23 protein-coding genes and 1 tRNA gene are annotated in these 22,910 nt (G+C 66.6%); 18 read left to right on the forward strand and 6 right to left on the reverse strand.

The features are described 5' to 3' along the window. Positions 1–245: 245 nt before the first annotated feature. The 6 genes from U1737_RS16225 to U1737_RS16250 are packed head-to-tail and all read left to right on the forward strand — an operon-like array spanning position 246 to position 5,738. Entirely contained in the window at positions 246–1,385 is a 1,140-nt protein-coding gene (locus U1737_RS16225) for a glycosyltransferase (RefSeq protein ID WP_332797480.1), read from the forward strand. Further along, positions 1,382–2,344: a glycosyltransferase family 2 protein gene (locus U1737_RS16230; protein WP_332797481.1), complete on the forward strand. Its 963-nt coding sequence runs from the start codon at positions 1,382–1,384 to the stop codon at positions 2,342–2,344. Before U1737_RS16225 ends, U1737_RS16230 begins: the two co-directional genes overlap by 4 nt. Further along, on the forward strand, positions 2,341–3,372 hold the full coding sequence (locus U1737_RS16235; protein ID WP_332797482.1) for a glycosyltransferase: 1,032 nt from the start codon (positions 2,341–2,343) through the stop codon (positions 3,370–3,372). Before U1737_RS16230 ends, U1737_RS16235 begins: the two co-directional genes overlap by 4 nt. Continuing rightward, positions 3,369–4,469, forward strand: a complete 1,101-nt coding sequence (locus U1737_RS16240) for an acyl-CoA dehydrogenase family protein (protein WP_332797483.1) — start codon at positions 3,369–3,371, stop codon at positions 4,467–4,469. The genes U1737_RS16235 and U1737_RS16240 overlap by 4 nt, the downstream gene beginning before the upstream one ends. Next, positions 4,463–5,149 carry a PIG-L deacetylase family protein gene (locus U1737_RS16245; protein ID WP_332797484.1) on the forward strand — a complete coding sequence of 229 codons (687 nt, stop codon included), beginning with the start codon at positions 4,463–4,465 and terminating at the stop codon, positions 5,147–5,149. Before U1737_RS16240 ends, U1737_RS16245 begins: the two co-directional genes overlap by 7 nt. Continuing rightward, positions 5,139–5,738: an SAM-dependent methyltransferase gene (locus U1737_RS16250; protein ID WP_332797485.1), complete on the forward strand. Its 600-nt coding sequence runs from the start codon at positions 5,139–5,141 to the stop codon at positions 5,736–5,738. The genes U1737_RS16245 and U1737_RS16250 overlap by 11 nt, the downstream gene beginning before the upstream one ends. Before the next feature lie 122 nt (positions 5,739–5,860). Here the strand turns inward: U1737_RS16250 and U1737_RS16255 are convergent. Together U1737_RS16255 and U1737_RS16260 are read right to left on the reverse strand one after the other, a co-directional pair. Further along, positions 5,861–5,945 (reverse strand) — tRNA-Leu (locus U1737_RS16255). 66 nt (positions 5,946–6,011) lie between these two features. After that, positions 6,012–7,520, reverse strand: a complete 1,509-nt coding sequence (locus U1737_RS16260; protein ID WP_332797486.1) for a YifB family Mg chelatase-like AAA ATPase — start codon at positions 7,518–7,520, stop codon at positions 6,012–6,014. 121 nt (positions 7,521–7,641) lie between these two features. Between U1737_RS16260 and U1737_RS16265 the strand changes: the two genes are divergently transcribed. The 9 genes from U1737_RS16265 to dapE all read left to right on the forward strand — a co-directional run bounded on the left by U1737_RS16265 (position 7,642) and on the right by dapE (position 14,862). Further along, the gene (locus tag U1737_RS16265) at positions 7,642–7,953 is read left to right on the forward strand and encodes a hypothetical protein (RefSeq protein ID WP_332797487.1); all 312 of its coding nucleotides are present in this window, start codon (positions 7,642–7,644) and stop codon (positions 7,951–7,953) included. Between the two features lie 87 nt (positions 7,954–8,040). Then, the gene (gene rpmH, locus U1737_RS16270; protein WP_031393806.1) at positions 8,041–8,175 is read left to right on the forward strand and encodes a 50S ribosomal protein L34; all 135 of its coding nucleotides are present in this window, start codon (positions 8,041–8,043) and stop codon (positions 8,173–8,175) included. A 56-nt stretch (positions 8,176–8,231) separates the two neighbouring features. Further along, complete coding sequence (gene rnpA, locus U1737_RS16275) at positions 8,232–8,567, forward strand: ribonuclease P protein component (protein ID WP_443027143.1); 336 nt, start codon at positions 8,232–8,234, stop codon at positions 8,565–8,567. A 196-nt stretch (positions 8,568–8,763) separates the two neighbouring features. After that, positions 8,764–9,021 (forward strand): membrane protein insertion efficiency factor YidD, encoded by a 258-nt coding sequence (yidD, locus tag U1737_RS16280; RefSeq protein WP_332797488.1) that lies wholly within the window; start codon positions 8,764–8,766, stop codon positions 9,019–9,021. Next, positions 9,018–10,727 (forward strand): membrane protein insertase YidC, encoded by a 1,710-nt coding sequence (gene yidC / locus U1737_RS16285; RefSeq protein WP_332797489.1) that lies wholly within the window; start codon positions 9,018–9,020, stop codon positions 10,725–10,727. Before yidD ends, yidC begins: the two co-directional genes overlap by 4 nt. Before the next feature lie 59 nt (positions 10,728–10,786). After that, positions 10,787–11,404 carry a ribosome biogenesis GTP-binding protein YihA/YsxC gene (gene yihA, locus U1737_RS16290; RefSeq protein ID WP_056052878.1) on the forward strand — a complete coding sequence of 206 codons (618 nt, stop codon included), beginning with the start codon at positions 10,787–10,789 and terminating at the stop codon, positions 11,402–11,404. An 83-nt stretch (positions 11,405–11,487) separates the two neighbouring features. After that, positions 11,488–12,978, forward strand: coding sequence for a S41 family peptidase (locus tag U1737_RS16295; RefSeq protein WP_443027144.1), 1,491 nt, complete (start codon positions 11,488–11,490; stop codon positions 12,976–12,978). 100 nt (positions 12,979–13,078) lie between these two features. Beyond that, the gene (locus U1737_RS16300) at positions 13,079–13,750 is read left to right on the forward strand and encodes a glutathione S-transferase (RefSeq protein ID WP_332797490.1); all 672 of its coding nucleotides are present in this window, start codon (positions 13,079–13,081) and stop codon (positions 13,748–13,750) included. Next, the gene (gene dapE / locus U1737_RS16305; RefSeq protein ID WP_332797491.1) at positions 13,747–14,862 is read left to right on the forward strand and encodes a succinyl-diaminopimelate desuccinylase; all 1,116 of its coding nucleotides are present in this window, start codon (positions 13,747–13,749) and stop codon (positions 14,860–14,862) included. Before U1737_RS16300 ends, dapE begins: the two co-directional genes overlap by 4 nt. A gap of 199 nt (positions 14,863–15,061) precedes the next feature. On the opposite strand, the gene U1737_RS16310 is transcribed toward dapE, so the two are convergent. Genes U1737_RS16310 through U1737_RS16320 form a run of 3 tightly spaced genes read right to left on the reverse strand, consistent with a single transcriptional unit; the run spans position 15,062 to position 17,692 of the window. Next, complete coding sequence (locus U1737_RS16310) at positions 15,062–15,712, reverse strand: Smr/MutS family protein (RefSeq protein ID WP_332797492.1); 651 nt, start codon at positions 15,710–15,712, stop codon at positions 15,062–15,064. Continuing rightward, positions 15,687–17,045 (reverse strand): murein transglycosylase A, encoded by a 1,359-nt coding sequence (gene mltA / locus U1737_RS16315; protein WP_332797526.1) that lies wholly within the window; start codon positions 17,043–17,045, stop codon positions 15,687–15,689. Before mltA ends, U1737_RS16310 begins: the two co-directional genes overlap by 26 nt. Positions 17,046–17,047: 2 nt before the next feature. Further along, positions 17,048–17,692 carry a Tim44/TimA family putative adaptor protein gene (locus U1737_RS16320; RefSeq protein ID WP_332797493.1) on the reverse strand — a complete coding sequence of 215 codons (645 nt, stop codon included), beginning with the start codon at positions 17,690–17,692 and terminating at the stop codon, positions 17,048–17,050. 167 nt (positions 17,693–17,859) lie between these two features. On the opposite strand from U1737_RS16320, the gene secB reads away from it, so the two are divergent. Genes secB through trpS form a run of 3 tightly spaced genes read left to right on the forward strand, consistent with a single transcriptional unit; the run spans position 17,860 to position 20,988 of the window. After that, positions 17,860–18,381 carry a protein-export chaperone SecB gene (gene secB / locus U1737_RS16325; protein WP_128453359.1) on the forward strand — a complete coding sequence of 174 codons (522 nt, stop codon included), beginning with the start codon at positions 17,860–17,862 and terminating at the stop codon, positions 18,379–18,381. Between the two features lie 25 nt (positions 18,382–18,406). Then, a complete protein-coding gene (murJ, locus tag U1737_RS16330) occupies positions 18,407–19,972 on the forward strand; it encodes a murein biosynthesis integral membrane protein MurJ (RefSeq protein WP_332797494.1) in 1,566 nt (521 codons plus the stop codon). 8 nt (positions 19,973–19,980) lie between these two features. Continuing rightward, the gene (gene trpS, locus U1737_RS16335) at positions 19,981–20,988 is read left to right on the forward strand and encodes a tryptophan--tRNA ligase (RefSeq protein WP_332797495.1); all 1,008 of its coding nucleotides are present in this window, start codon (positions 19,981–19,983) and stop codon (positions 20,986–20,988) included. 276 nt (positions 20,989–21,264) lie between these two features. Here trpS and dnaA read toward each other — a convergent pair whose 3' ends face one another. Further along, positions 21,265–22,773: a chromosomal replication initiator protein DnaA gene (gene dnaA / locus U1737_RS16340; protein WP_332797496.1), complete on the reverse strand. Its 1,509-nt coding sequence runs from the start codon at positions 22,771–22,773 to the stop codon at positions 21,265–21,267. Between the last annotated feature and the right edge of the window lie 137 nt (positions 22,774–22,910).

A 22,910-nucleotide genomic window follows, 5' to 3' on the forward strand; every position in this document is an offset into this window, starting at 1 on the left:
CATCCTGCCTTATGGCTAGTCGTGCGCCTGTAAGCGACTGGTTGCCCGACAAAAATCTTGTCCGTCAAAAGGCTATAGATATCCGTCGCGGGGTGCGTGACTTGCGTATGATTAGCCGCTCGCTCGATAGTATAGCGAGTCTATTGATCCCTATCAGCATGATTTACCATCTCTATACGGGCCCTGTACGCGTCTTTGGTCGTTACGACAGCTCCACCAAAACGGGGGGGTTCCGAGGCTCGATCATGCGTATCGCCATCATCTCTCATCTGAAGCATGCGATCGTCGAGCCTTTTGCGGGTGGGCTGGAAATGCACACGCACATGCTGGCGACCCGGCTTCGCGCCCGTGGCCACGCCGTGACGCTGTTCGCGTCGACCCGCTCCGACCCCGCCACCGGTCTGGCCGCGATCTGCGACGAGACCGCGCTGATGGCGACCGGGATCGCGGAAGCGACCGACGTCGCGTTCTTTCGCGAACATCACGCCTATCTGCGCCTGATGTCGGAGCTTCGCGGCGGGCCGTTCGACATCGTCCATAACAATTCGCTGCATTATCTGCCGGTTGCGATGGCCGATACGTTGCCGATGCCGATGGTCACCACCTTGCATACGCCGCCGTTCTGCTGGCTGGAAAGCGGCATCCGGCTCTGCCGTGCCGAAGCGACCCGGTTCGTCGCGGTATCGGAAGCTATTCGATCGATGTGGTCGCCGATCGTGCCGATCGACCGCGTCGTCGGCAACGGCATCGATCTCGTCCGGTTTCCCTATCAGGCGATCCCCGACGCCGATCCGTATCTCGTCTGGTATGGTCGCATCGTCCCCGAAAAGGGCCTGCATCTCGCGATCGCCGTGGCGCAGCGTATCGGGTTGACGCTGCGTATTGCCGGGCCGATTTCGGATCCTGCCTATTATGCCGCGCAGATCGCACCGCATATCGGCACTGCCGTGCAGTATTTCGGCCATCTCGATCACACGGATCTGTCGTTGCTGATCGGTGGCGCCCGGGCGTTCCTGTGTACGCCGTGCTGGGACGAGCCCTACGGGCTGGTCGTCGCCGAGGCCCTGGCGTGCGGAACGCCGGTCGCGGCCTTTGCACGCGGGGCGATCCCGACATTGCTCGATTCGACCAGCGGCGTGCTGGCCACGCCCGATGACGTCGCATCGCTCGCCGCGGCCGCCGTTAGAGCGATGCAGCTCGATCGATCGGACAGTCGTGCACGTGCCGTCGCGATCTGCGACGCCGAAACGATGATCGACGGCTACGAGGCTTTGTATGCGGAGATGGTCGCCGCCGCGGTCCCGGTTCCGCTGACGCCACGGACGATGTGGCCGGCGATGGTCGCGGCAGGTCGCCCAGCCCCGGTGAGCGCACACGCACGATGATCGTTACCCCGTTCTGCGTCTGCGTCCCTGCCCGCAACGAAACCACGCGCCTGCCGATACTGCTCGACGCGCTCGCGGCGCAAACGATCGCCGGTCGCATTCCCGTCGCGGTGTGCATCAACAATAGCGACGACGACAGCGTATCCACGGTACAGGACGTTGCCGCACGTCATGCCGGGCGGCTCGATATCATGTCGGAGTCCCGTACATTCGCGCCACCCCTGGCGCATGCCGGCAGCGCGCGCGGCCATGCGATGGACATGGGGTATCGCAGTCTTGGCGGCGCCCGCGGCGTGCTGATGTCGACCGATGCGGATTGTCGGCCCCCGGCCGGCTGGATCGCGGCCAATCTCGGCGCAATCGACTCGGGTGCGGACATCGTCGGTGGACGGATCGTTCTGGACGACGCCGAGCCGATCAATCCGGTCATCGTCGCTATGCGGTCGCGCTTCGACGATTACTGGGCGGCGGTGCGCGCGATCGAGGACGCGATCGATCCCTCTCCCCATGATCCGCCACCGCGCCACGGCGATCACACCGGCGCGAGCATCGCGATCGACGCCGCGCTGTATCGCGCAATCGGCGGCGTTCCCGCGATCGCGTCGGGTGAGGACCGCTCGATGGTCGTTGCGGCGATCGCCGCCGGGGGTCGGCTGGTGCATCCACCAGCGGTCTGGACACGCGTGTCGGCCCGCACCGACGGCCGCGCTGCCGGCGGCATGGCGATCGCGATGGCCGAACTCGCGGCAACCGTCGATCGGGGGGACGCTCCATGGATGCCCGGATTCGATCATTGGCGCGCCCGCGCGATCTGGCGCCGTGCCAAACGAAGCGCACACGGCGTCGCAGCGATGCTGGCGCTAGAGGCCGATCTCCCGCCGATGCCCGCCGACATGCCTCTGCCCGCCTGCGCCGATCGGGCCTGCGCGGTGAACGTTGCATCGCCGGCCGGGTCATGACGCGTCCGATCGGCTATTACGTCCATCACCACGGCGCAGGCCATCGCGCACGTGCATCCGCCATCGCCGACCATGCGGAGGGACGGATCACGTTGATCGGCACGCATCTCGCCGGCCAGACCGGCAAGCATCCCTTTGTCGACATCCCGGACGATCGCCTCGATCCGATGTTCGATGGTCGCGACGGCGGTGCCGAACGCCCCTCGGCGCTGCATTATGCGCCGCTCGATCACGATGGAATACGACGCAGGGTCTCGGCGATCACGCACTGGATTGCGGAACAGCGCCCGGCGCTGATGATCGTCGACGTGTCGTGCGAGGTCGCGATGCTGGCTCGGCTCGCATCGGTCCCCACGATCTACGTAAGGCTCGGCGGTCGGCGCGACGACATCCCGCATCTCGAAGCGTATCGCGCCGCTACCGCGATCGTCGCGCCGTTCGCGCAAGCGCTCGATGATCCGGCCACCCCGGATTGGGTGCGACACAAGACCGTTTACGCCCCTGGGCTGGTCGACCGGGTCACGACGACCGTCGTGGACCCTGATTCGGTCGTTGTCGTCAGGGGGCGAGGCGGTTCTGCGATCGATGGCGCTGTCTGGGCTAGAGCGGCGCGGACTACGCCCGATCGGATTTGGCAGATCATCGGCGACTGTCCACCGGTGCTCGACCCACCGCCGAATTTCGTAAGGGTGGGATGGGTCGACGATGCCCCCGCCCGGATCGCGCGTGCGGCGATCGTCGTCGGGAGCGCGGGGGATGGCGTGGTCGGCGCGGTGCTTGCCGCGCGCCGTCCGTTCATTTGCCTGCCGGAAGATCGGCCGTTCGACGAACAGCGATCAAAGGCGGCACAACTGCTCGCAGCGGGCGCGGCGCTGTTGTGCGACGACGCCGCGACCGCAGACTGGCCCCGTTTGCTTGCCCTGGCAGGGCGGCTCGACCCCGAAGCGCAAGCGGCGCTCGACGACCCCAATGGCGCGGCCCGTTTGGCAGCCTATGTGATGGCCCTGGCCGATGGAGAGTGCGGATGAGCGAACGAATGACGACGGTGCTCGACGATCCGCTGGTCGCTGCGCTCGCCAAGTTTGGCGAACGCTATGACGCGGAACGCGCGCATCCCGCCGACAGCATCGCGCTGCTCGCGGAGGCGGGTTTGCTACGCCGGTTCGCCCCGGTCGAATCGGGGGGCGAAGAGTTTGCCGATGCCGACGCGCGGCACCAGGCGATGTACGACGCGCTGCGTCGCGTCGGTCGCGGCGATCTGAGCGTCGGTCGCCTGTTCGAAGGTCATGTCAACGCAATGGCGCTGTTCGACTGGTATGCGACGATCGGGCAGAAGGACTGGTTACGCCGCGTGCTCGATCATGGCGCCGCGTTCGGCGTATGGGCAACCGAGCCGGCGCCGGGGGTCGCGTTGATCGAGAATTTGGGCGGGCGAACATTGCAGGGCGCAAAGAGCTTCGCCAGCGGCGCAGGCGGGATCGGCTATGCGATCGTCACGATCCAGCCCGATAGCGGCGACCGCCGACTCGCCATCGTCGGCGCCGACGATCCCGGCCGGACCGATGCCAGCGGCTGGCGTGTCCGGGGCATGCGCGCGAGCATGAGCGGCGCCTATGACTTGACCGGCTATCCGATCGACGAGGATGCGCTGCTGGGCCAGCCCGGCGACTATGATCGCGAACCGCGCTTCACCGCGGGTGCGTGGCGGTTCACCGCGGTCCAACTCGGCGGGATCGAGGCGCTGCTGGCGGAGACTCGCGCGGCGCTCTCGGGGGCGGCACGCGCCGATCCGCTGGTGCGCGCGGCATTCGGGCACGCGGTCGTCGCGACCCGCACCGCCGGGCTGTGGGTGCGCGAGGCGGCGGCGCGCGCGGCGCGCGAGGATACCGACGCGGCGGCGTTCGCACGGATGACCCGCGGCGTCGTCGAGCGCGCCGGCCTCGACGTGATGGAGCATGCGGCACGGCTTGTTGGCACCCGCAGCACGTTCGAGGGGCAGCGCATCGACAAGATCATCCGTGATCTCAGCCTGTATTTGCGTCAGGCAGGGCCCGACCAGGTCCGCGACGCCGCCGTGCGCGACTGGATCGATCATGATTGCTGGGGCGAGGATCGCCTGTGGTAGGCATTGCCCGCCGGCTCGCGACGAGCAGGTTCGCGCGCGCGCGATGGCTGGTGCTGGCGCCGCATGCCGATGACGAGACGCTGGGCGCAGGTGCGCTGGTTGCAGAGGCGGCGGCGGCACGTCGCCTCGCGGGGGTCGTCTACCTGACCGATGGTGCCGGATCGCACGACGCGGGCGGCGCCTGGTTGGCGCGGGTGCGGCGGCGTGAGGCGGCGTTGGCGGTCCGGCGGCTGGCCGGACGCGATGCGGCATTGCCCGTGTTCCTCGACTGGCCCGACGCGCATCCCCATCGCCCCGACGGCCCGGCATGGCGCGCGACGGTCCGTCGCCTTGCATCATTGATCCGTTCACGTGGCGTCGATGCGATCGCGGTCACCGGCGCCGACGAACCGCATTGCGATCATACCGCGTTCCGGACGATCGCGCTCGCCGCAATCCGCGCCGCCCGGCGCACGGTGAGGATATTCGACTACCGCGTATGGACCGATCCCGCCGTGCCGCCTGCGCGTACGACATTCCGCACGCGCCCGATGCCGGTCGGCCAGCGCCGCCGGGCACTCCTGGCGCATCGCAGCCAGACGGGTGCAGCCTATGGCGCGGGCTTTCGCCTTGCGCGGACCGCCTGGCGGATGCCGGCGGAGGACGTCCTTCATCTGAACGGAATTGCCGATGCCCGATAAGCCGCCCCACAGCGGGGGCAGCCTGGCCGCCGCCTATTTCGAGGATATTTTTGCCGGCGACGACGATCCGTGGTCGCTGGCCAGCAGCCCGTATGAAGCGGCCAAGTTTGCGCGCACCATCGCCGAGCTGGACGATCGTCGCTACGCCGCCGCGCTCGAGATCGGCTGTGCTCACGGGGTGCTCACACGGCAATTGGCGCCTTTATGCGACGATCTCCTCGCCATCGACATTGCCGCGCAGGCGATCGATTATGCACGCAAGCGGTGCGAAGGCCTGCCGCAGGTTCGCTTCGAGAAGGTCGTTTTCCCCGATCAGGTTCCCGCGACCAACGCGCTCGATCTCGTCCTACTCTCCGAGGTCGTGTATTATTGGAGCGATGAAGACATCACCGCCGCCGGGGCGTGGTTACGGGCGCATGTCGTCCCCGGCGGACGGATAGTGCTGGTGCACTGGATCGGCGACACCGACTATCCGCAGACCGGAGACGCGGCCGTCGACAAGATATCCGCAGCGCTCGGCGACGCCATCACGGTCGAGTGTGCGGAGCGGACGGCATCGTACCGGCTGGATCTGTGGACCCGGCGGTAGGGAAGCCAAGGGGCTAAGGTTGCCGGCGATCGGTCACACCGTCGCGTGGAATGTGCGAGCCGAGCCGAGCGTTGCGGATGGTCGATCCGCCTCGCCTTGCACAAATGCGCGGCGATATGCGGTGGTGCCCCTGGCCGGAATCGAACCAGCATGCCTTGCGGCAACCGATTTTGAGTCGGTCGCGTCTACCAATTTCGCCACAGGGGCAGCGGCGGGTTGGCTAGACGAAGCTTTCGTTTGCCGCAAGCTGTCTTGATCGGAAAACGCGCTTGCTCAGTTTCTCGGTGGTTGGCGGCGGTAGCTGAGCGCTTCGGCGATGTGGATGCGGCCGACGGTGTCGCTGCCGGCGAGATCGGCGATGGTGCGGCCGACGCGGAGGATGCGCGTGTAGCCACGTGCGGTCAGGCGCATCGCCTCGGCCGCTTGGGCGAGCAACTTCCGTCCGGCCTCGTCCGGCGTGGCGACCGCGTCGAGCAGTGCCCCATCCGCCTCCGCATTGGTGCGCACCGGGTGATCGCGGTAGCGGTCGGACTGGATCGCGCGGGCGGCAGCGACGCGGATGGAAACCTCTGCCGAGCCTTCGGTGGGCGGCGGTAGGATCAGGTCTGCGGCGCTGACCGCCTGGACGTCGATGTGGAGGTCGATCCGGTCGAGTAGCGGCCCCGAGACCTTCGCCTGATAGTCTGCTGCGCATTTCGGGGCTCTCGCGCAGGCCAGGCTCGCATCGCCGAGATGACCGCACCGACATGGGTTCATCGCCGCGATCAACTGCACGCGAGCAGGAAACGTGACGTGCGCATTGGCGCGAGCGACGCTGACCGTTCCGGTCTCCAAGGGCTGGCGGAGCGAATCGAGGACGGCACGCTGGAACTCGGGGAGTTCGTCGAGGAACAGCACGCCGAGATGCGCGAGGCTCACCTCGCCCGGCTTCACCTTCAGGCCACCGCCGGTGAGCGCCGCCATCGATGCGGAGTGATGCGGGGCGCGGAACGGGCGTGTACGGGTCAGGCGGCCGCCGGAGAGCGTGCCCGCCACCGACTGGACCATCGACACTTCGAGTGCCTCGGCGGGGTCGAGTGGCGGCAGGATGCCGGGCAGGCAGGAGGCCATGAGAGACTTGCCCGAACCAGGAGGCCCTACCATCAGAAGGTTATGCGATCCGGCGGCGGCGATCTCCAGCGCGCGCTTGGCAGTCTCTTGGCCCTTGACCTGCCGCAGGTCCGGGCCGTGATCGGCCTGGTCGGCGATGCCGGGCTTGGGCGGACTGAGCAGGCCGTGGCCCTTGAAGTGGTTGAGCAACGCCAGCAGGTCGGGCGCGGCGATCACCTCGATCTCACCAGCCCAGGCCGCTTCGGATCCTTGCGCGGCGGGGCAGACGAGCCCCTTCCCCACTTCCGACGCATGCAGCGCCGCGAGCAGCACGCCGGGCGACGCGGTGATCCGCGCATCGAGGCCGAGTTCGCCGACGATCACGTAATCCGCCAGCGCCTCGGCATCGACCACCCCCATCGCAGCCAGCAACGCCAGCGCGATAGGAAGATCGAAATGCGACCCTTCTTTCGGCAGATCGGCCGGCGACAGGTTCACGGCGATCCGTTTCGGCGGCAGCGACAGTCCCATCCCGGCGATCGCGCCGCGCACGCGTTCGCGGCTTTCGCCGACCGCCTTGTCCGCCAATCCGACGACGTTGAACGCGGGAAGTCCTGGAATCAGTTGGACTTGCACCTCGACCGCGCGCGCCTCCAGCCCGAGATACGCCACCGTCGCCACGATCGCCGCCATGCCCGCTCCCCCGGAACACGACGTCACGCCTTATTCATACCCGAATTGCCATGTCTGCAAGGACGCGCGACATGATGCCGTCGATCCGCGCCGTCTTGCCATCCTAATACACCGGACCCACATGCCTTCCGTGAACGCTGTCCGCTCCCCCATTCTGCGCATCGGCCAGTTGCTGCTCGGGGTTCTCTTGATCCTGAGCGCGCCGATCCTTGCGCCGTTGCCGGGGCCGGCGGGGATATTCCTGTTCGCGGGCGGAATGGTGCTCGTGCTGCGCAATTCGCGCTGGGCGCGGCTGAAATGGGCGCGATTGAAGCGGCGCTGGCCTCGCGCCGGGCATTTCGTCGACCGGATGATGCGGCGACAGAGCGCGATGCGGCGGCACGAGCGGGCGAAAGCGTCGAAAAGCGCGGCTGCCAAGGCCGGTGCGAATTGACTTACCGCCGCCCTTTCCGTAAGCGCCCAGCCATCAAGGCCGTCCCCGTGGCGGCCGTTTTCTATTTGATGACCTAGGGAATGACCAATGAAGCGGACCTTTCAGCCGAGCAACCTGGTACGCGCACGCCGTCACGGCTTCCGCGCACGGATGGCGACGGTCGGCGGCCGGGCAGTGATCCACGCACGCCGCGCCCGCGGTCGCAAGAAGCTGTCGGCCTAACCATTCTCGACAAGCGCCGCGATTTTCTCGCGGCGAATGCGGGGAAGCGCGCACCGATGCCGGGATTCGTCCTGCTCATGCGCCCCCGCGATGACGGTGACGAGACGATGCGAATCGGCTTCACCGTCACCAAGAAGATCGGCAACGCCGTCGTCCGGAACCGCATGAAACGGCGGTTGCGGGCGTTGGCGCGCGAGCTGTTGGCGGAGCGCGGCGTTGCCGGGGCCGATCATGTGTTGATCGGGCGTAATGGCGGGGTCGAGCGGGATTTCGCCTTGTTGCGGACTGAGCTCGGCAAGGCGTTTCGCAAGGTTACGCCGCAGAGCGCTGACACAACAGGAAGCGCCCCCACCCCGGCGAAGGCCGGGGCCCAAATGGGAAAGCGGCCGTGATGAATAGCTGCGGCTCATTACCTCTGTTCCCCAATTGGGCCCCGGCCTTCGCCGGGGTGGTACTCGGGTTACGTGGTAGCGGGTCGAACTCGACGCTCCACTCCTCCTCCTTGTTCTCCCGCGAAGGCGGGAGCCCAGTCTGGGTCCCCGCCTTCGCGGGAAGACAATCTTGGGGCGTGCTGGCCTTGGCCGCACCATGCTAGCCCGCCTCCTCATCCTCGTCGCGCGCGGCTGGCAACTCGGTCCCTCGCTCGTCCTGCCGTCGAGTTGCCGCTACGATCCTTCGTGTTCCGCCTATGCAATAGAGGCCGTTGGGCGCTATGGCGCGCTCAAGGGGGGCTGGTTGGCGGCGAAGCGCATCGCGCGTTGCCATCCGTGGGGCGGGTACGGACCTGACCCGGTTCCCGACCACGACCCAGACATCGACAAGAAATTGAAAGACGCCGCCCTGTGAAAGACGACAAGCAGAATTTCGTGCTGTTCGCGGTGATCGCGGCGCTGATCCTGTTCGGATGGCCGCTGATCCAGGGCAAGTTCTTCCCGACCGCGAATCCGCCGGTCACGAAGATCGAGGGCGGCAAGTCCAAGCCCGTGGCGAACCCCGCCGCCGATCCCGCCGCGGACGGCGCCGCAGCCATCGGCGATCGCAACGCCGTGATCGCAAGCACCCCGCGCATCCGCATCGAGACCCCCCGCGTGTCGGGTTCGATCAACCTGAAGGGCGCGCGGATCGACGATCTCGTGCTCAAGGGCTATGACGAGACGGTCGCGAAGAACTCGCCGCCGATCCGTCTGCTCTCGCCCGCCGGTGCACCGGACGCGTATTTCGCGAGCTTCGGCTGGCGCGCGCAGGGCCTGGCCCCGCCTGCCGCCGATGCCGTCTGGACGTCGTCGGGCGCCACCACGCTGACGCCGACCACGCCGGTCACGCTCGACGCGACCAACGCCACCGGCCAGCGGTTCCGCATCCAGATCGCGGTCGACCAGGATTACATGTTCACGGTCCGCCAGACCGTCCTGAACGCCGGCACCGCGCCTGTCCCCGTCGCCACCTACGGCCTCGTCAACCGGGTCGGCATCTCGAAGGATCCGTCGTCGATGACGATTCATGTCGGGCCGATGTCGGTCGACAATGGCGGCGCGCATTACCGTCCGAACTACAAGGACATCGACGAGGCCGCGCAGAAATTCACGACGACCGGCGGCTGGCTCGGCTTCACCGACAAATACTGGCTGACCGCGCTCGTCCCCGACCAGGGCCAGGCGTTCGACGGCCAGTTCCGCGCCGGCGCCAATAAGGCGTACCAGGCCGATTACGCGCTCCAACCCAAGCAAGTCGCCCCCGGCCAGGCGATCACGCAGACGTCGCGCTTCTTCGCGGGTGCCAAGGAAGTCCGCCTGCTCGATCGCTACACCGATCAGGCGGGCGGCGTCGCCAAGCTCGATTATGCGATCGACTGGGGCTGGTTCCGGATCGTCGAGAAGCCGATCTTCTATTATCTCGACTGGCTGTTCCGCATGGTCGGCAATTTCGGCGTCGCGATCATCCTGCTGACCGTGACGATCCGCGGCCTGCTGTTCCCGATCGCGCAGCGCCAGTTCAAGTCGATGGCGGCGATGCGCGCCGTCCAGCCGAAGATGAAGCTGCTGCAGGAGAAGTATAAGGACGACAAGGTCCGCATGCAGCAGGAAGTGATGGCGCTGTACAAGGCGGAGAAGGTCAATCCGCTTGCGGGTTGCGCGCCGACGCTGCTCCAGATCCCGATCATGTACGCGCTGTACAAGGTGCTGATGCTGACGATCGAAATGCGTCATCAGGAGTTTGTGCTCTGGATCAAGGATCTGTCCGCGCCCGATCCGCTGACACCGCTCAACCTGTTCGGCCTGCTGCCGTTCACGCCGCCGCACATGATCGCGATCGGCGTGGTGCCGATCATCCTGGGCATCAGCATGTACTTCCAGTTCAAGCTGAACCCGACGCCGATGGATGACACGCAGAAGCAGGTCTTCAAGCTGCTGCCATGGGTGCTGATGTTCGTGATGGCGCCGTTCGCGGTCGGTCTCCAGATCTACTGGATCACGTCGAACGTCCTGACGATCATCCAGCAGAAGCTGCTCTACGCCCGCCATCCGGGCCTGAAAGTGCCGGTGACCAAGTGAATGACGTTCCGAACTTAGGTCCAGACCTCGAGCAGACCGGCGCGCCGTTCACGCCCGAGATGCTGGAGCATGCGCGAAAGCTGTTCGCTGGGCATGTCGGCTTCCTGAAGTCCGCGCCGACGCTCGAGTTCCTGCCCGATGCGTCGGTGCCGGAGGTGGCGTTTGCGGGCCGCTCGAACGTCGGCAAGTCGTCGCTGTTGAACGCGCTCACCGGGCGCAATTCGATGGCACGCACGTCGAACACGCCGGGCCGTACGCAGGAGCTGAACTTCTTCGACGTCGGCGCGCCGCTCGCGTTCCGGCTCGTCGACATGCCCGGCTACGGGTTTGCCAAGGCTCCCAAGGACGTCGTCAAGAAATGGCGCTTCCTGATCAACGACTTCCTGCGCGGACGTGACGTGTTGAAGCGTGCGCTCGTGCTGATCGATTCGCGCCACGGCATCAAGGATGTCGACCGCGAGATCCTAGAGATGCTCGACAAGGCCGCGGTCAGCTATCGCATGGTCCTGACCAAGGCGGACAAGATCAAGGCGTCCGAACTGGTCGAGGTGACCGAGCGCACCGCGATCGAGGCGCGCAAGCGTCCCGCCGCGCATCCGGACATCCTCGTCACGTCGAGCGAATACGGCATGGGTATCCCCGAACTCCGCGCGGCGGTGGTCGAAGCGGTCAGTTGATCGAGCAGCGTCGGGCCGGGCTTTCTTTTCCGACTGACATTTCGCTCTGAAATCCGTAGCTTCCTGCCAAAGGGGATAGCGTGATGCGGATGCGGTTCGGGGCGATGCTTGCCATGACGGCGATACTGTCGGGCTGCGGGGGTAGCGATAGCGGGTCGATCTCGACGGGAGGCAGTTCGTCGGCGACGCCCACGCCCACGCCCACGGCCTCGACCGGCACGGGATGCACGCTGCGCGAGCGCCAGGATTGGGCGGCGGCACAGCTCCGCGAATGGTATCTGTTCCCGGAAACGCTGCCGGCGAGCCTCGACCCTGCGCCGTACACGACGGTCGACGCCTACATCGATGCGCTGACCGCAACCGCGCGGGCGCAGCGCAAGGATCGGTTCTTCACCTATCTGACGTCGATCCGGGAAGAGGATGCCTATTATGATTCGGGCGCCAGCGCCGGGTTCGGCATTCGCCTAGCTCTGGACCAGACCGGGCAAAGGCTGTTCTCCGCGGAGTCGTTCGAAAATACGCCTGCCCTCGCCGCCGGCATCGATCGCGGCACCGAGATCCTGGCGATCGGCACGACCGCGGCGAACCTGCGGACGGTGTCGGCGATCATCGCGTCGGACGGCACCGCTGGGCTCAACACCGCGCTGGGTCCCAACACCGCCGGCACGTCGCGCGTCCTTCGCATCGCCGACTCCGCCGGCACGCGCGACGTGACCGTCACCAAGACCGACTTCACGTTGTTGCCCGTGTCGACGCGCTATGGCGCCAAGGTCATCGACGATGGCGGACGGCAGGTCGGCTACCTCAACCTCCGCACGTTCATCACCACCGCCGAGCCCGCATTGAAGGCCGCGTTCGCCGATTTCCGCGCGAAGGGCATCACCAACGTGATCGTCGACCTGCGCTATAATGGTGGCGGCCTGATCGCTACGGCGGAATATCTGGGCGACCTGCTCGGCGGCGGTCGGTCGACGGCGGAGGTATTCGATTACGTCACGTTCCGGACCGAAAAGGCCTCGAACAACACCACGCGCCTGTTCAAGCCACAGGCCGAATCGATCGCCCCGACCAAGATCGCCTTTATCGGTACTGGCGGTACCGCGTCGGCGAGCGAGATCGTCATCAACGCCTTCACGCCGTATCTGCGCACCAATTCCGCGCTGATCGGCACCAACACCTTCGGCAAGCCGGTTGGCCAGATACCACTCGACCGGGCGGCCTGCGACGACCGCCTCCGCGTGGTGGCGCTGGCCACGCAGAATGCGGCGCGCAACGGCAATTACTATGACGGCCTGGTGACCACCGTAGAGGCGACATGCCGGGCGAACGACGATATCGCCTATCAGTTGGGCGATCCGCTCGAATCGTCGACCCGTCAGGCACTCGACTTCCTTGCCGGGCGCAGTTGCACGCCGATTACGGCCAGTTCGAGCGCAAGCACGAGCGCGAATGCGGGTGCCGATCGACAGTCCATGCAGACGCGGGCGACGCTGGAGGCGCCCGACACGGGGCATGCGTTGCTGATGCCCGATCATCCCGATACGCCCCAACGCGAGGTGCCGGGGCTGTTCTGATCGATCCCGTGGCGACAGGGGAGACGGACACGAGGGATATGGGCGTAAGCGATACGCGGAACGATTGCCTCTTTCCGTCCCCTCGCCTAGCACCGCGCGCATGAAACTGATCATCGGCAACAAGGCCTATTCCTCTTGGTCGCTGCGCGGCTGGCTCGCGTGCAAGCAGTCCGGGCTGCCGTTCGAGGAGGTGGTCGTGCCGATGTACGACGCCGATTGGGAAAAGCGCCGCTCAGGGAACGAATTCGCGCCGTCGTCGGGCAAGGTGCCGATCCTGTGGGACGGCGACGCGGTCGTGTGGGACAGCCTCGCGATCGTCGACTATCTCGCCGACAAGGTCGGGCGCGAGCGCTTCTGGCCCGAGGACAATGCCGCGCGGGCGATGGCGCGGTCGATGGCGGCGGAGATGCATTCGAGCTTTGCCGCGCTGCGTCGCAAGCACAGCATGAACGTCCGCCAGGTGTTTCCGGCGCGCACCCCCGACGACGACGTGCTGGCCGAGTTGCAGCGGATCATGGAGATCTGGGCGCAGGCCCGCGCGCGCTTCGGTGGCGGCGGCGATTTCCTGTTCGGCCAGTTCGGCGCGGCGGACATCATGTTCGCGCCGGTCGTCACCCGGATCGTCACCTACCAGTTGCCGATCGCGCGCTTTGCCGCCGGCTATATGCAGGCGATGTTCGAGCATCCCTTCATGCAGGACTGGATCGCGGCGGCGCAGGAAGAAGAATGGGTGCTCGAGCAATATGAGCAGCCCACGCCCGCAACCGCATGATCGACCCCGTCGCGCTGACGCAGGCGTTGCTGCGCGCGGATAGCGTCACGCCCGCGTGCGGCGAGGTATTCGATGTGCTGGAGGCGGCGCTGGTGCCGCTCGGCTTTGCGGTCGATCGGTTCGTGGTTGGCGACGCACCGGACGGTCCGGTGGAGAATCTGCTCGCCATACGCGGGACCGGACCGCGGCATCTGGCGTTCGCCGGCCATGTCGACGTCGTGCCACCGGGCGAGGGCTGGACCGGTTCGCCTTGGTCCGGCGAAGTCCGCGGCGGGCTGCTGTACGGACGCGGCGCGGTCGACATGAAGGGCGCGGTTGCCGCATTCGTAGCTGCCGCCAGCCGCAGTGATGCCGGCACGCTTTCGCTGATCATCACCGGCGACGAGGAGGGGCCGGCGACCTACGGCACCGTTGCGTTGATGGAGCGGATGGCCGCGCGGGGAATCGTACCCGATCTGTGCCTGGTCGGCGAACCCACCTCGACCGCGCGGCTCGGCGACATGGTGAAGATCGGGCGGCGCGGTTCGGTGAACATCTGGATCGACGTGCCCGGGCGCCAGGGCCACGTCGCCTACCCGCATCTCGCCGACAATCCGATCCCGCGACTGATCGCGATCCTCGCCGAGGTCGAGACCGTGGTGCTCGATACGGGGACCGACTGGTTCCAGCCGTCGAACATCGAGGTCACCGACATCACGGTCGGCAACCCGGCGCACAACGTCATCCCGGCCAAGGCCTCGGTCCGGCTCAGCATCAGGTTCAACGACCGCCATCGCGGGGCCGACCTGATCGAGCGCATCCGCACGATTGCCGAGCGTCATGCGGCGGGTGCGGTGGTGACGGGCAAGGTGTCAGGCGAAGCGTTCCTGACCGAGCCGGGTGCGTTTTCCGCGCTTCTCTCGGACGCGATCCTCGCATCGACGGGCAGCACGCCGGAGTTGTCGACCACCGGCGGCACCTCCGACGCGCGCTTCCTCTCGAAGCTGTGCCCGGTGGTCGAGTTCGGCCTGATCAACGCGACGATGCACAAGGTCGACGAAGCGGTCGCGGTCGAGGACCTGCTGGCGCTGACGAATATCTATGCCGGCGTAATCGACCGCGCGCTGCGATAAATAAGCGACGCAGGCCCCTGTCGCCTACCGTTCCCGGCATCGCCGCAAATACTGGCATCACCGCGAATACCATCATTCCTACAAATATCGTCACCCCAGCGAAAGCTGGGGTATCCCCATTTGGCGGGTGATATGGGAACGGTGAAATATCCCAGCTTTCGCTGGAATGACGGTATTGGAGAGGTCGAGAAACCTCCGTCTATTCGGCCCCCCGCCCGCGGCGCAGGACGATATACAGCGCCCCCTGCCCGCCATGCCGCGGATGCGCGCCACGCACGGCCGCGATCGAGTCCGCATGACGCGACCCCGCCAGCCAGTCCGCCACCGCCGAGCGGATCGCCCCGCGCGCATGCGGCCGTTCGCTCTCGGGTCGTGGCGGCTTGCCCGTCACCAGCAGCAGCACGCGGTCGCCACGCGCGATCGCCCGCCCCAGACCGACATCGAGCATCGCATGCGCCGACGCCAGCGTATGCCCGTGCAGGTCGATCGAGCTGTCGGGACTGACCACGCCGCGCGTCAGCCTCTTGTCCCACCCACCATCCAGCGTATTCGCGGTGATCGGCTTGGCGACCGGCCGCGGCGGTACCGCCGGTTTCGCACCCGGGCGGCTGGCGAACGGCGTGACAACGGTACGAACGATCGGTTTCACCCGGCCCAGCGGTGCCGGTGGCGGCGGCACGACCTTGCCGTTGGGCCCGATCACCGGCTTCGGCGGAGGCGGCAGCGGCGGTGCGCGCTCGGGAATGCGGACGGCGACCGCGCGCATCGGCCGAACGGTTTGCATCACCCGCGCCCAGAGTTGCGCCTCCTCGGGGGTGAGGGGGTCAGGGTTGAGGGGTCGGCCCGCCATATTGCGCCCCATTCGCTTGCCCGTTGAGACGCTGGACGGTGCCGATCGGCAGCAACAGGAACGCGGTGCCGCGTCCCGCCATCCCGCCCGCGGTCGACTCCGCCGCCGGCCCGGCGCCCCAGAACGTGTCGAAGCGATTGCTCCCCTTGATCGCACCGCCGGTATCCTGCGCCACCCACAAACCGCTCGCATCCTGCCGATCGAGCGAGAGGAACACGGGTGCCCCCAACGGCACGAACTTGACGTCTGCCGCCGCACTCACCTGGCCGGTGACCGGCAGGCCGAGTGCGCCCAAGGGTGCCCCCTCCAGTTCACGGAAGAACACGAAGCTCTTGTTCTCGCGCATGATCGCCTGCCCCTCGGCCGGGTGCGCGTGGAGCCAGGCGACGATCCCCTGCATCGAGGTCTGCCCCGGTTGCAGCAACCCGCGCGACTTCATCAGCGCGCCGATGCCGGTATAATCGCGGCCGTTCTGCGTCGCATAGCCGATCCGCAGGATCTCGCCATCGGGCAACCGAAGCCGCCCCGAACCCTGGATCTGCAGGAAAAACAATTCCACCGGATCGCGCGCCCAGGCGAGGATCGGCGCGCGCCCCGAAAGCGCACCCTGCTCGATCGCGGTGCGGTCGTAATAGGGCACCAGATTGCTGCGATCGACGCGACCGCGGATCTTCTTGCCCTTCAAGCTGGTCGAGAACGCACCGAGATCGACGTCGATCAGGTCGTTGGGCCGCCCGTAGATCGGCGCATAGCCATCGCGACGCTCGAGCGAGCCGGCGATCTCAGGCTCGTAATAGCCCGTCGCGAACGCCTTGCCGTCACCGACCTGCACCGCCTCGAACCACTGCGTGAAAAAGGTCCGCGCACCGCCGCGAGGAACCGAGGCCGCCGCCGCACAGGCCGGCTGCCAATCGCTGCCACGCGTTAGCCCCGACGTATCGGTGCGGCGCATCAGCGAAGGACAACTCGTGACGAACGCCGACAGCGCCGACTGCGCCTGCGTCTCGTCGATCGGCAGGCTGGCGACCGGCGGACCGGCGATGACGCCCGCAGCAACCGCGTTCGTCGGTGCAGTCGGCGATACGACGGGGATCGGCAACATCGGCACAGCGCCGACGATCCGCGCCGGCATCTGGATGCCACGAATGTTGGGCGAAGCACCCGTATCGCGCGAAGGATGCACACGCACCGGCTCGCGCGAAGGTTCGCGGTCGGCGGTACCGCCCCGATCGACCGGTGCAGAACCAGAACGCGGCGGCTCGACGCCACCGACGCAGGCGCTCAACAGCAGCGAAAGACCAAGTCCGCCGAGCCCCGCCCCCCTGAAGCGCACGGTCACGCCTCGTCGGTGTCGGCGAGCTTCCAGTTCGGATCGCTACTCTTCAGCGTCCGTGCGAACGTCCAGACGTCGTGCGTCTCGACCGCGTCGGTCAGCGACCCGGCCAGGACATTGCCCTCGCCGTCGCGCGTGACGGCCGCGATGTCGGCATCGAACCGCACCGTGATCCGCGCATCGCGACCCGACACGCTCGCATCGGAGATCACCGCGCGCTCGATCGAGACGAGGCGGTTGTCGAGCACTTCGCCGGCCGCGACCCGCGCTGCGATCGCCTCGGCGAACGCCGCCCGGACGTCGTCTTCGGCGAGATAGCCCAGTTGTTCCTCGTCGCCCTTCCAGAATGCCTCGAGCACCATGCGGTACGCCGCCTGAGCGCCTTCGAGGAACTGGTTGACGTCGAACCCGGATTCGGCGGCGACGATCGAACGCAGCCCCGCCTCGGCGCCCGGCTCGATGTTGCGGCTGGCGACCTCGCGGGGTTCGGGCGTCGCATCCACCGTTCGCGGAACGGCGGCGAGCGCAGGACGGTCCTCGGCCGCGCGCGGCAAAGGCTGTTCATGCCCCGTCCGCTTGCCGAGCACGCTATACAGTCGCATCGCCAAGAAGCCTGCAACCATCGCGAGAAGAACTACGTAAAACAACCGTGCCTCCGATCTTCGGGCTAACATAGGCCAAAGCTGCGCTTATTCAAACCCGGGCCCGTTGAAACGCCCGGTCGGCACTGCTACTCGCAGCCCCCTGACCGACATGAACGCGCAAGCGTGCCGCTTCGGTCCCTATTTCACGCTTCTTCGCAAGGACACGACGAATGGATGATCAGGACAATGGCGTGACCGCGCCCGACCAGATGGGCGACCAGCTCGTGAACGGCGAGGACACGATTCCCGCCGCCGGCCTGATCTCGCAATACGTCAAGGATCTGTCGTTCGAGAACCCGAACGCGCCCGCCGTCTACCAGAACCAGACCCCGCCGGCGATCGACGTGCAGTTCAACATCGGCGCGGCGCAGGTCGGCGACGAGGTGCACGAGGTCGTTCTGAAGATCGACGTCCGTGCCGAGACCGACGGGCAGGTCGCGTTCATCGTCGACCTTTCCTATGCCGGCCTGTTCGGGCTCCGAAACATTCCGGCCGAGCATGTCCAGCCGTTCCTGCTCGGCGAAGCGCCACGCCTGCTGTTCCCGTTCGCCCGCCGCGTGCTGTCGGATGCGGTGCGTGATGGTGGCTTCCCGCCGCTGCTGCTCGAGCCGATCGATTTCGGCCAGCTGTACCTGACCCAGTCGGAGCAGCAGGGCATCCAGCCGAACGTCGGCGATTTCGGCCAGGCCTGATCGACCGGAGGCGGGGCGCGCGTAGATGAACCTGACCAAGGCACTGGGATCGGTCGGCGGGCTGACGCTCGCCAGCCGTGTCCTGGGGCTGGTCCGCGACTCGCTGTTCGCGCGGTTCGTCGGAGCGGGGTTCGCGTCGGACGCGTTCCTGATCGCGTTCCGCCTCCCCAACATGTTCCGCGCCCTCTTCGCGGAGGGCGCGTTCTCCGCCGCCTTTATCCCGATGTTCAATCGGAAGGTGGGCGACAAGACCGGGCGCGGACTGCCCGACGGGATCACGTTCGCCGAGGACGCGCTGTCGGTATTGCTGCCCACCTTGATCGCGATGACGGTGCTGTTCGAGCTCGCCGCATGGCCGATGACGTGGCTGCTGACCTTCGGCTTCAACGGCGCCAGCGCGGAGCGGTTCGACTATGTCGTCCATCTGTCGCGGATCACCCTCCCCTATCTGCTGCTGATCAGCCTCGTGTCGCTGCTCGGCGGCATCCTCAATTCGCTGCATAAATTCTGGATCAACGCCGCCGCGCCGATCCTCCTGAACGCGACGCTGATCGCCGCGCTGCTGCTGTTCCACGAGCGCCAGCCGCTGCTGACCGCGCGCAACCAGGCGATTGCCGTGACGGTTTCGGGGGCGTTGCAGCTTCTCTGGCTGATCTGGGCCTGTCGCGCGTCGGGCGTGAAACTCCGGCTCAAGCGCCCGCAGCTCAATCCCGACGTGAAGAAGCTGATGTCGCTGATCTGGCCCGCCGCCGCCGGTGCCGGTGCGGTGCAGATCAACCTCGTCGTCTCGACCGCGCTCGCCGCCGCTCTGCTGCCGGCGGGCTCGGTCTCCTACATCTATTTCGCCGACCGCCTGAACCAGCTTCCGCTCGGGCTGATCGGCATCGGCCTCGGCACCGTCCTGCTTCCCACCATCTCGCGCCAGCTCGGCCGCGGCGAGGATGCGGAGGCGATGACGACGCAGAACCGCGGCATGGAACTCGCGCTGTTCCTCACCCTGCCCGCCACGGTCGCGCTGATCGTCTGCGGCGTGCCGATCGTCGGCGCGCTGTTCCAGCACGGCAAGTTCGCACTCGACGACAGCGTGCTCACCGCACAGGCGCTCGCCGCGTTCTCGATCGGATTGCCGTCGTACATCCTCGTGAAAGTGCTGACACCGGGCTATTATGCGCGGTCGGACACGCGCACGCCGGTGCGTTACGCGACGATGTCGATGGTCGTGAACCTCGTTCTCAATCTCGCCTTCATCAAGCCGCTCGGCCATATGGGCCCGCCGCTCGCCACCGCGATCGCGAGCACGGTCAACGTCGCGATGCTCTACCGCACGCTCGTCCGCCGGGGGCATTTCACGCCTGATGCACGGCTTCGTCGGCGGACGTGGCGGCTGTTGGTCGCCGCGCTGATCATGGGGGTCGTGATGTTTTTCCTCAACGACCTGTTCCAGCCGTTCGTGACCGGCACCAGTATCCAGCGCTGGGGGGCCATGCTGGTGCTGGTTACCACCGGCGGGGTGGTCTATGCGATCGCGACATTGCTCACCGGCGCGTTCCGGTTGGGCGACATTTCCACGCTTCTGCGTCGTTCACGATAGGTCTCTCAATGCGCGTTGTTTCCGGCATCAAGCCCACCGGTAATCTCCACCTCGGCAATTACCTTGGCGCCGTGAAGCAATGGGTGGCGCTGCAGGACGACGTCGCGGCGCAGGGCGGCGAGTCGCTATTCTTCATCGCCGATCTCCATGCCCCGACCGAATGGATCGCGCCGGCGGAACTGTCGGCCCACACGATCGAGGTCGCCGCGACGATGATCGCCGCAGGGATCGATCCGACAAAATCGATCCTGTTCAACCAGGCCCGCGTCCCCGCGCACAGCGAGATGGCGTGGCTGCTGAATACAGTGGCTCGCGTCGGCTGGCTGAACCGGATGACGCAGTTCAAGGACAAGGCGGGCAAGAACCGCGAAGGCGCGAGCGTCGGCCTGTACGACTATCCGGTGCTAATGGCCGCCGACGTGCTGCTCTACAACGCGACGCACGTGCCGGTCGGCGAGGACCAGAAGCAGCATCTCGAACTCGCGCGCGATATCGCGACCAAGTTCAACGGCGACTACGGCGTCGACCTGTTCACGCTCCCCGCACCCTTGATCAGCAAGGCAGCGCCCCGGATCATGTCTTTGCGCGATGCGTCGGCGAAGATGTCGAAGTCGAACCCGTCCGAGCAGTCGGTGGTCAAGCTGATCGATAGCGACGACACCATCGCCGACAAGTTTCGCAAGGCGAAGACCGACCCCGACGTGCTGCCAGCGACGGTCGAGGAGCTGGGCGATCGAGCGGAGGCGCGCAACCTGCTGACGATCTACGCGGCGTTGGCGGATAGCGATGTTGCGACCGTGCTCGGCGAGTTCGGCGGCAAGGGCTTCGGCGCGTTCAAGCCTGCGCTGGCGGACCTGGCGGTGGCGAAGCTCGGCCCGATCCGTGACGAGATGGTGCGGTTGCTCGATGATCGCAGTGCGGTGACCGCGGTGTTGCAGGCGGGGGCGGAGAAGGCACGTGCGCTGGCGGCACCGGTGTTGAAGGCGACGCAGCACGCGATGGGGTTGCAGGTCTGAGACCGCTTATCCGTTATCGTGACGGTTCACTTGGCGCCTGAGTACCCGACCGTCACCCCTGCACTATAACCGTCACTCCAGCGAAAGCTGGGGTCTCCCCCGTTGCACGCGACATCCGCCAAACTGAAAGATCCCAGCTTTCGCTGGGATGACGGTGGTACTGGCATGACGGTTGAGCCGTCCTGTCATCCTGACGAAAGTCAGGATCCAGAGCCATGCAGGGTAGCATCCGTAACTCTGGATCCTGACTTTCGTCAGGATGACAGACGTTGTGACCTAGCCTTCCAGCTCGCGCATCAGCACGCGCACCGCCGCATCGATATCGCGATCCGAATCGCGCAGTTCCTCAATCTTCCGCACAGCATGGATCACCGTCGAGTGATCGCGCCCGCCGAATTTTCGGCCGATCTCCGGCAACGAGCGGGTCGTCAGCCGCTTCGCCAGATACATCGCGATCTGCCGCGGCCGTGCGACAGCCCGCGCGCGTCGCGCCGAAATCAGGTCGAGCGGCTTCAGTTCGAAATGCGCGGACACGAGCTTCTGGATTTCATCGATCGTCACGCGCTTTTGCGCCCCGCGGAGCACCTCTCCGAGCGTCGCCACAGCAAAGTCGAGGTCGATCGTGTCCCCTGTGAGCTGTGCATACGCCACGACGCGGTTCAGCGCGCCCTCGAGCTCGCGGATGTTCGCATGGATGCGGCTGGCCAGCAGGTCGAGCACGTCGGTCGGCACGCGCATGTCGGGCAGGTCGACGAGCTTCCGATCTAGGATCGTCCGGCGCAGCGTCAGATCGGGCGCCTTGATGTCCGCGACCAGCCCGACCGCCATCCGGCTGATGATCCGCGCCTCGACGCCTTCCAGCGCCTGCGGGCAGCGATCGGCGGAGATCACCAGCCGCTTGCCCGCCGCCATGATCTCGTTGACCGTGTGGAAGAACTCCTCCTGCGTCGCGTCCTTGCCGGCGATAAACTGGAGATCGTCGATCAGCAGCAGGTCGGCACCGCGCAGCCGCTGCTTGAAGGCATGCGTATCGCGCGCGCGCATCGACGCGACGAAATCGTACATGAACCGCTCGGCCGACATGCACAGCACGATCGCGTGCGGGTTATGCTCGAGGAACGCGTGGCCGATCGCGTGCATGAGGTGGGTCTTGCCCTGCCCCGTGCCGCTGTGGAGGAACAATGGGCTGAATCGCACGGGCCCCGGCTCGGCGAGCACCTTGGCCGCGTTGAACGCCACCTTGTTCGACGGATCGACGACGAATCGCTCGAAGGTATAGCGCGGATCGAGCGGCGGGCGTTCGGCCGGCACGCCGACCGGGGCCGATGCCACGACCGGCGCCGGTGCCGGCTTCAGGGACGGATCGACGCCGAATTTCATCGAAACCTGTGCAGGCTCCGCGACCGGCTTGGGCTCGACGACCGTCTTGAGCTCGACGGCCTTCTTCGCTTCGACAACCGGCTTTGGCGCGGAAGGCTCGACCGCGGCAACCGGCTCGATCGCCAGCACGACGGGCGCGCGGCCCGGTGCCCGGGTCTCAATCTGGACGGTGCGAACGTTCGGCAGGATCTGCTTGAATTCGAGGACGAGTCGGTCCGCGTAATGATTGCGGACCCAGTTGGTCATGAACGCCGATGGTAGCGCCAGGCGGATCGTGTCGCGGTCCTCGCCCGGGATCAGCTCGATCGGCTTCAGCCACTGCTCGAACAGTCGTGCGCCCGCCGACTCGCGCAAGGACGCACGCACGCGGGCCCAGGCCTTCTCGGCCTCGGTCGCGTGGGTCATCGGTCCTTGCCACTTCGTCACGCGCACACTTCTCCGACCCCGCACGACACGCGTGCAGGTGACATAGTCCCGACAGAAAATGGCCCCCAGACGACCCCAAGGGTCATCCGGCATCTTCGCCCTGTTTGTTGATGCAG

The sequence above is a fragment of the Sphingomonas fucosidasi genome, from assembly GCF_036663855.1.
Taxonomy (GTDB): Bacteria; Pseudomonadota; Alphaproteobacteria; order Sphingomonadales; family Sphingomonadaceae; genus Sphingomonas; species Sphingomonas faeni_B.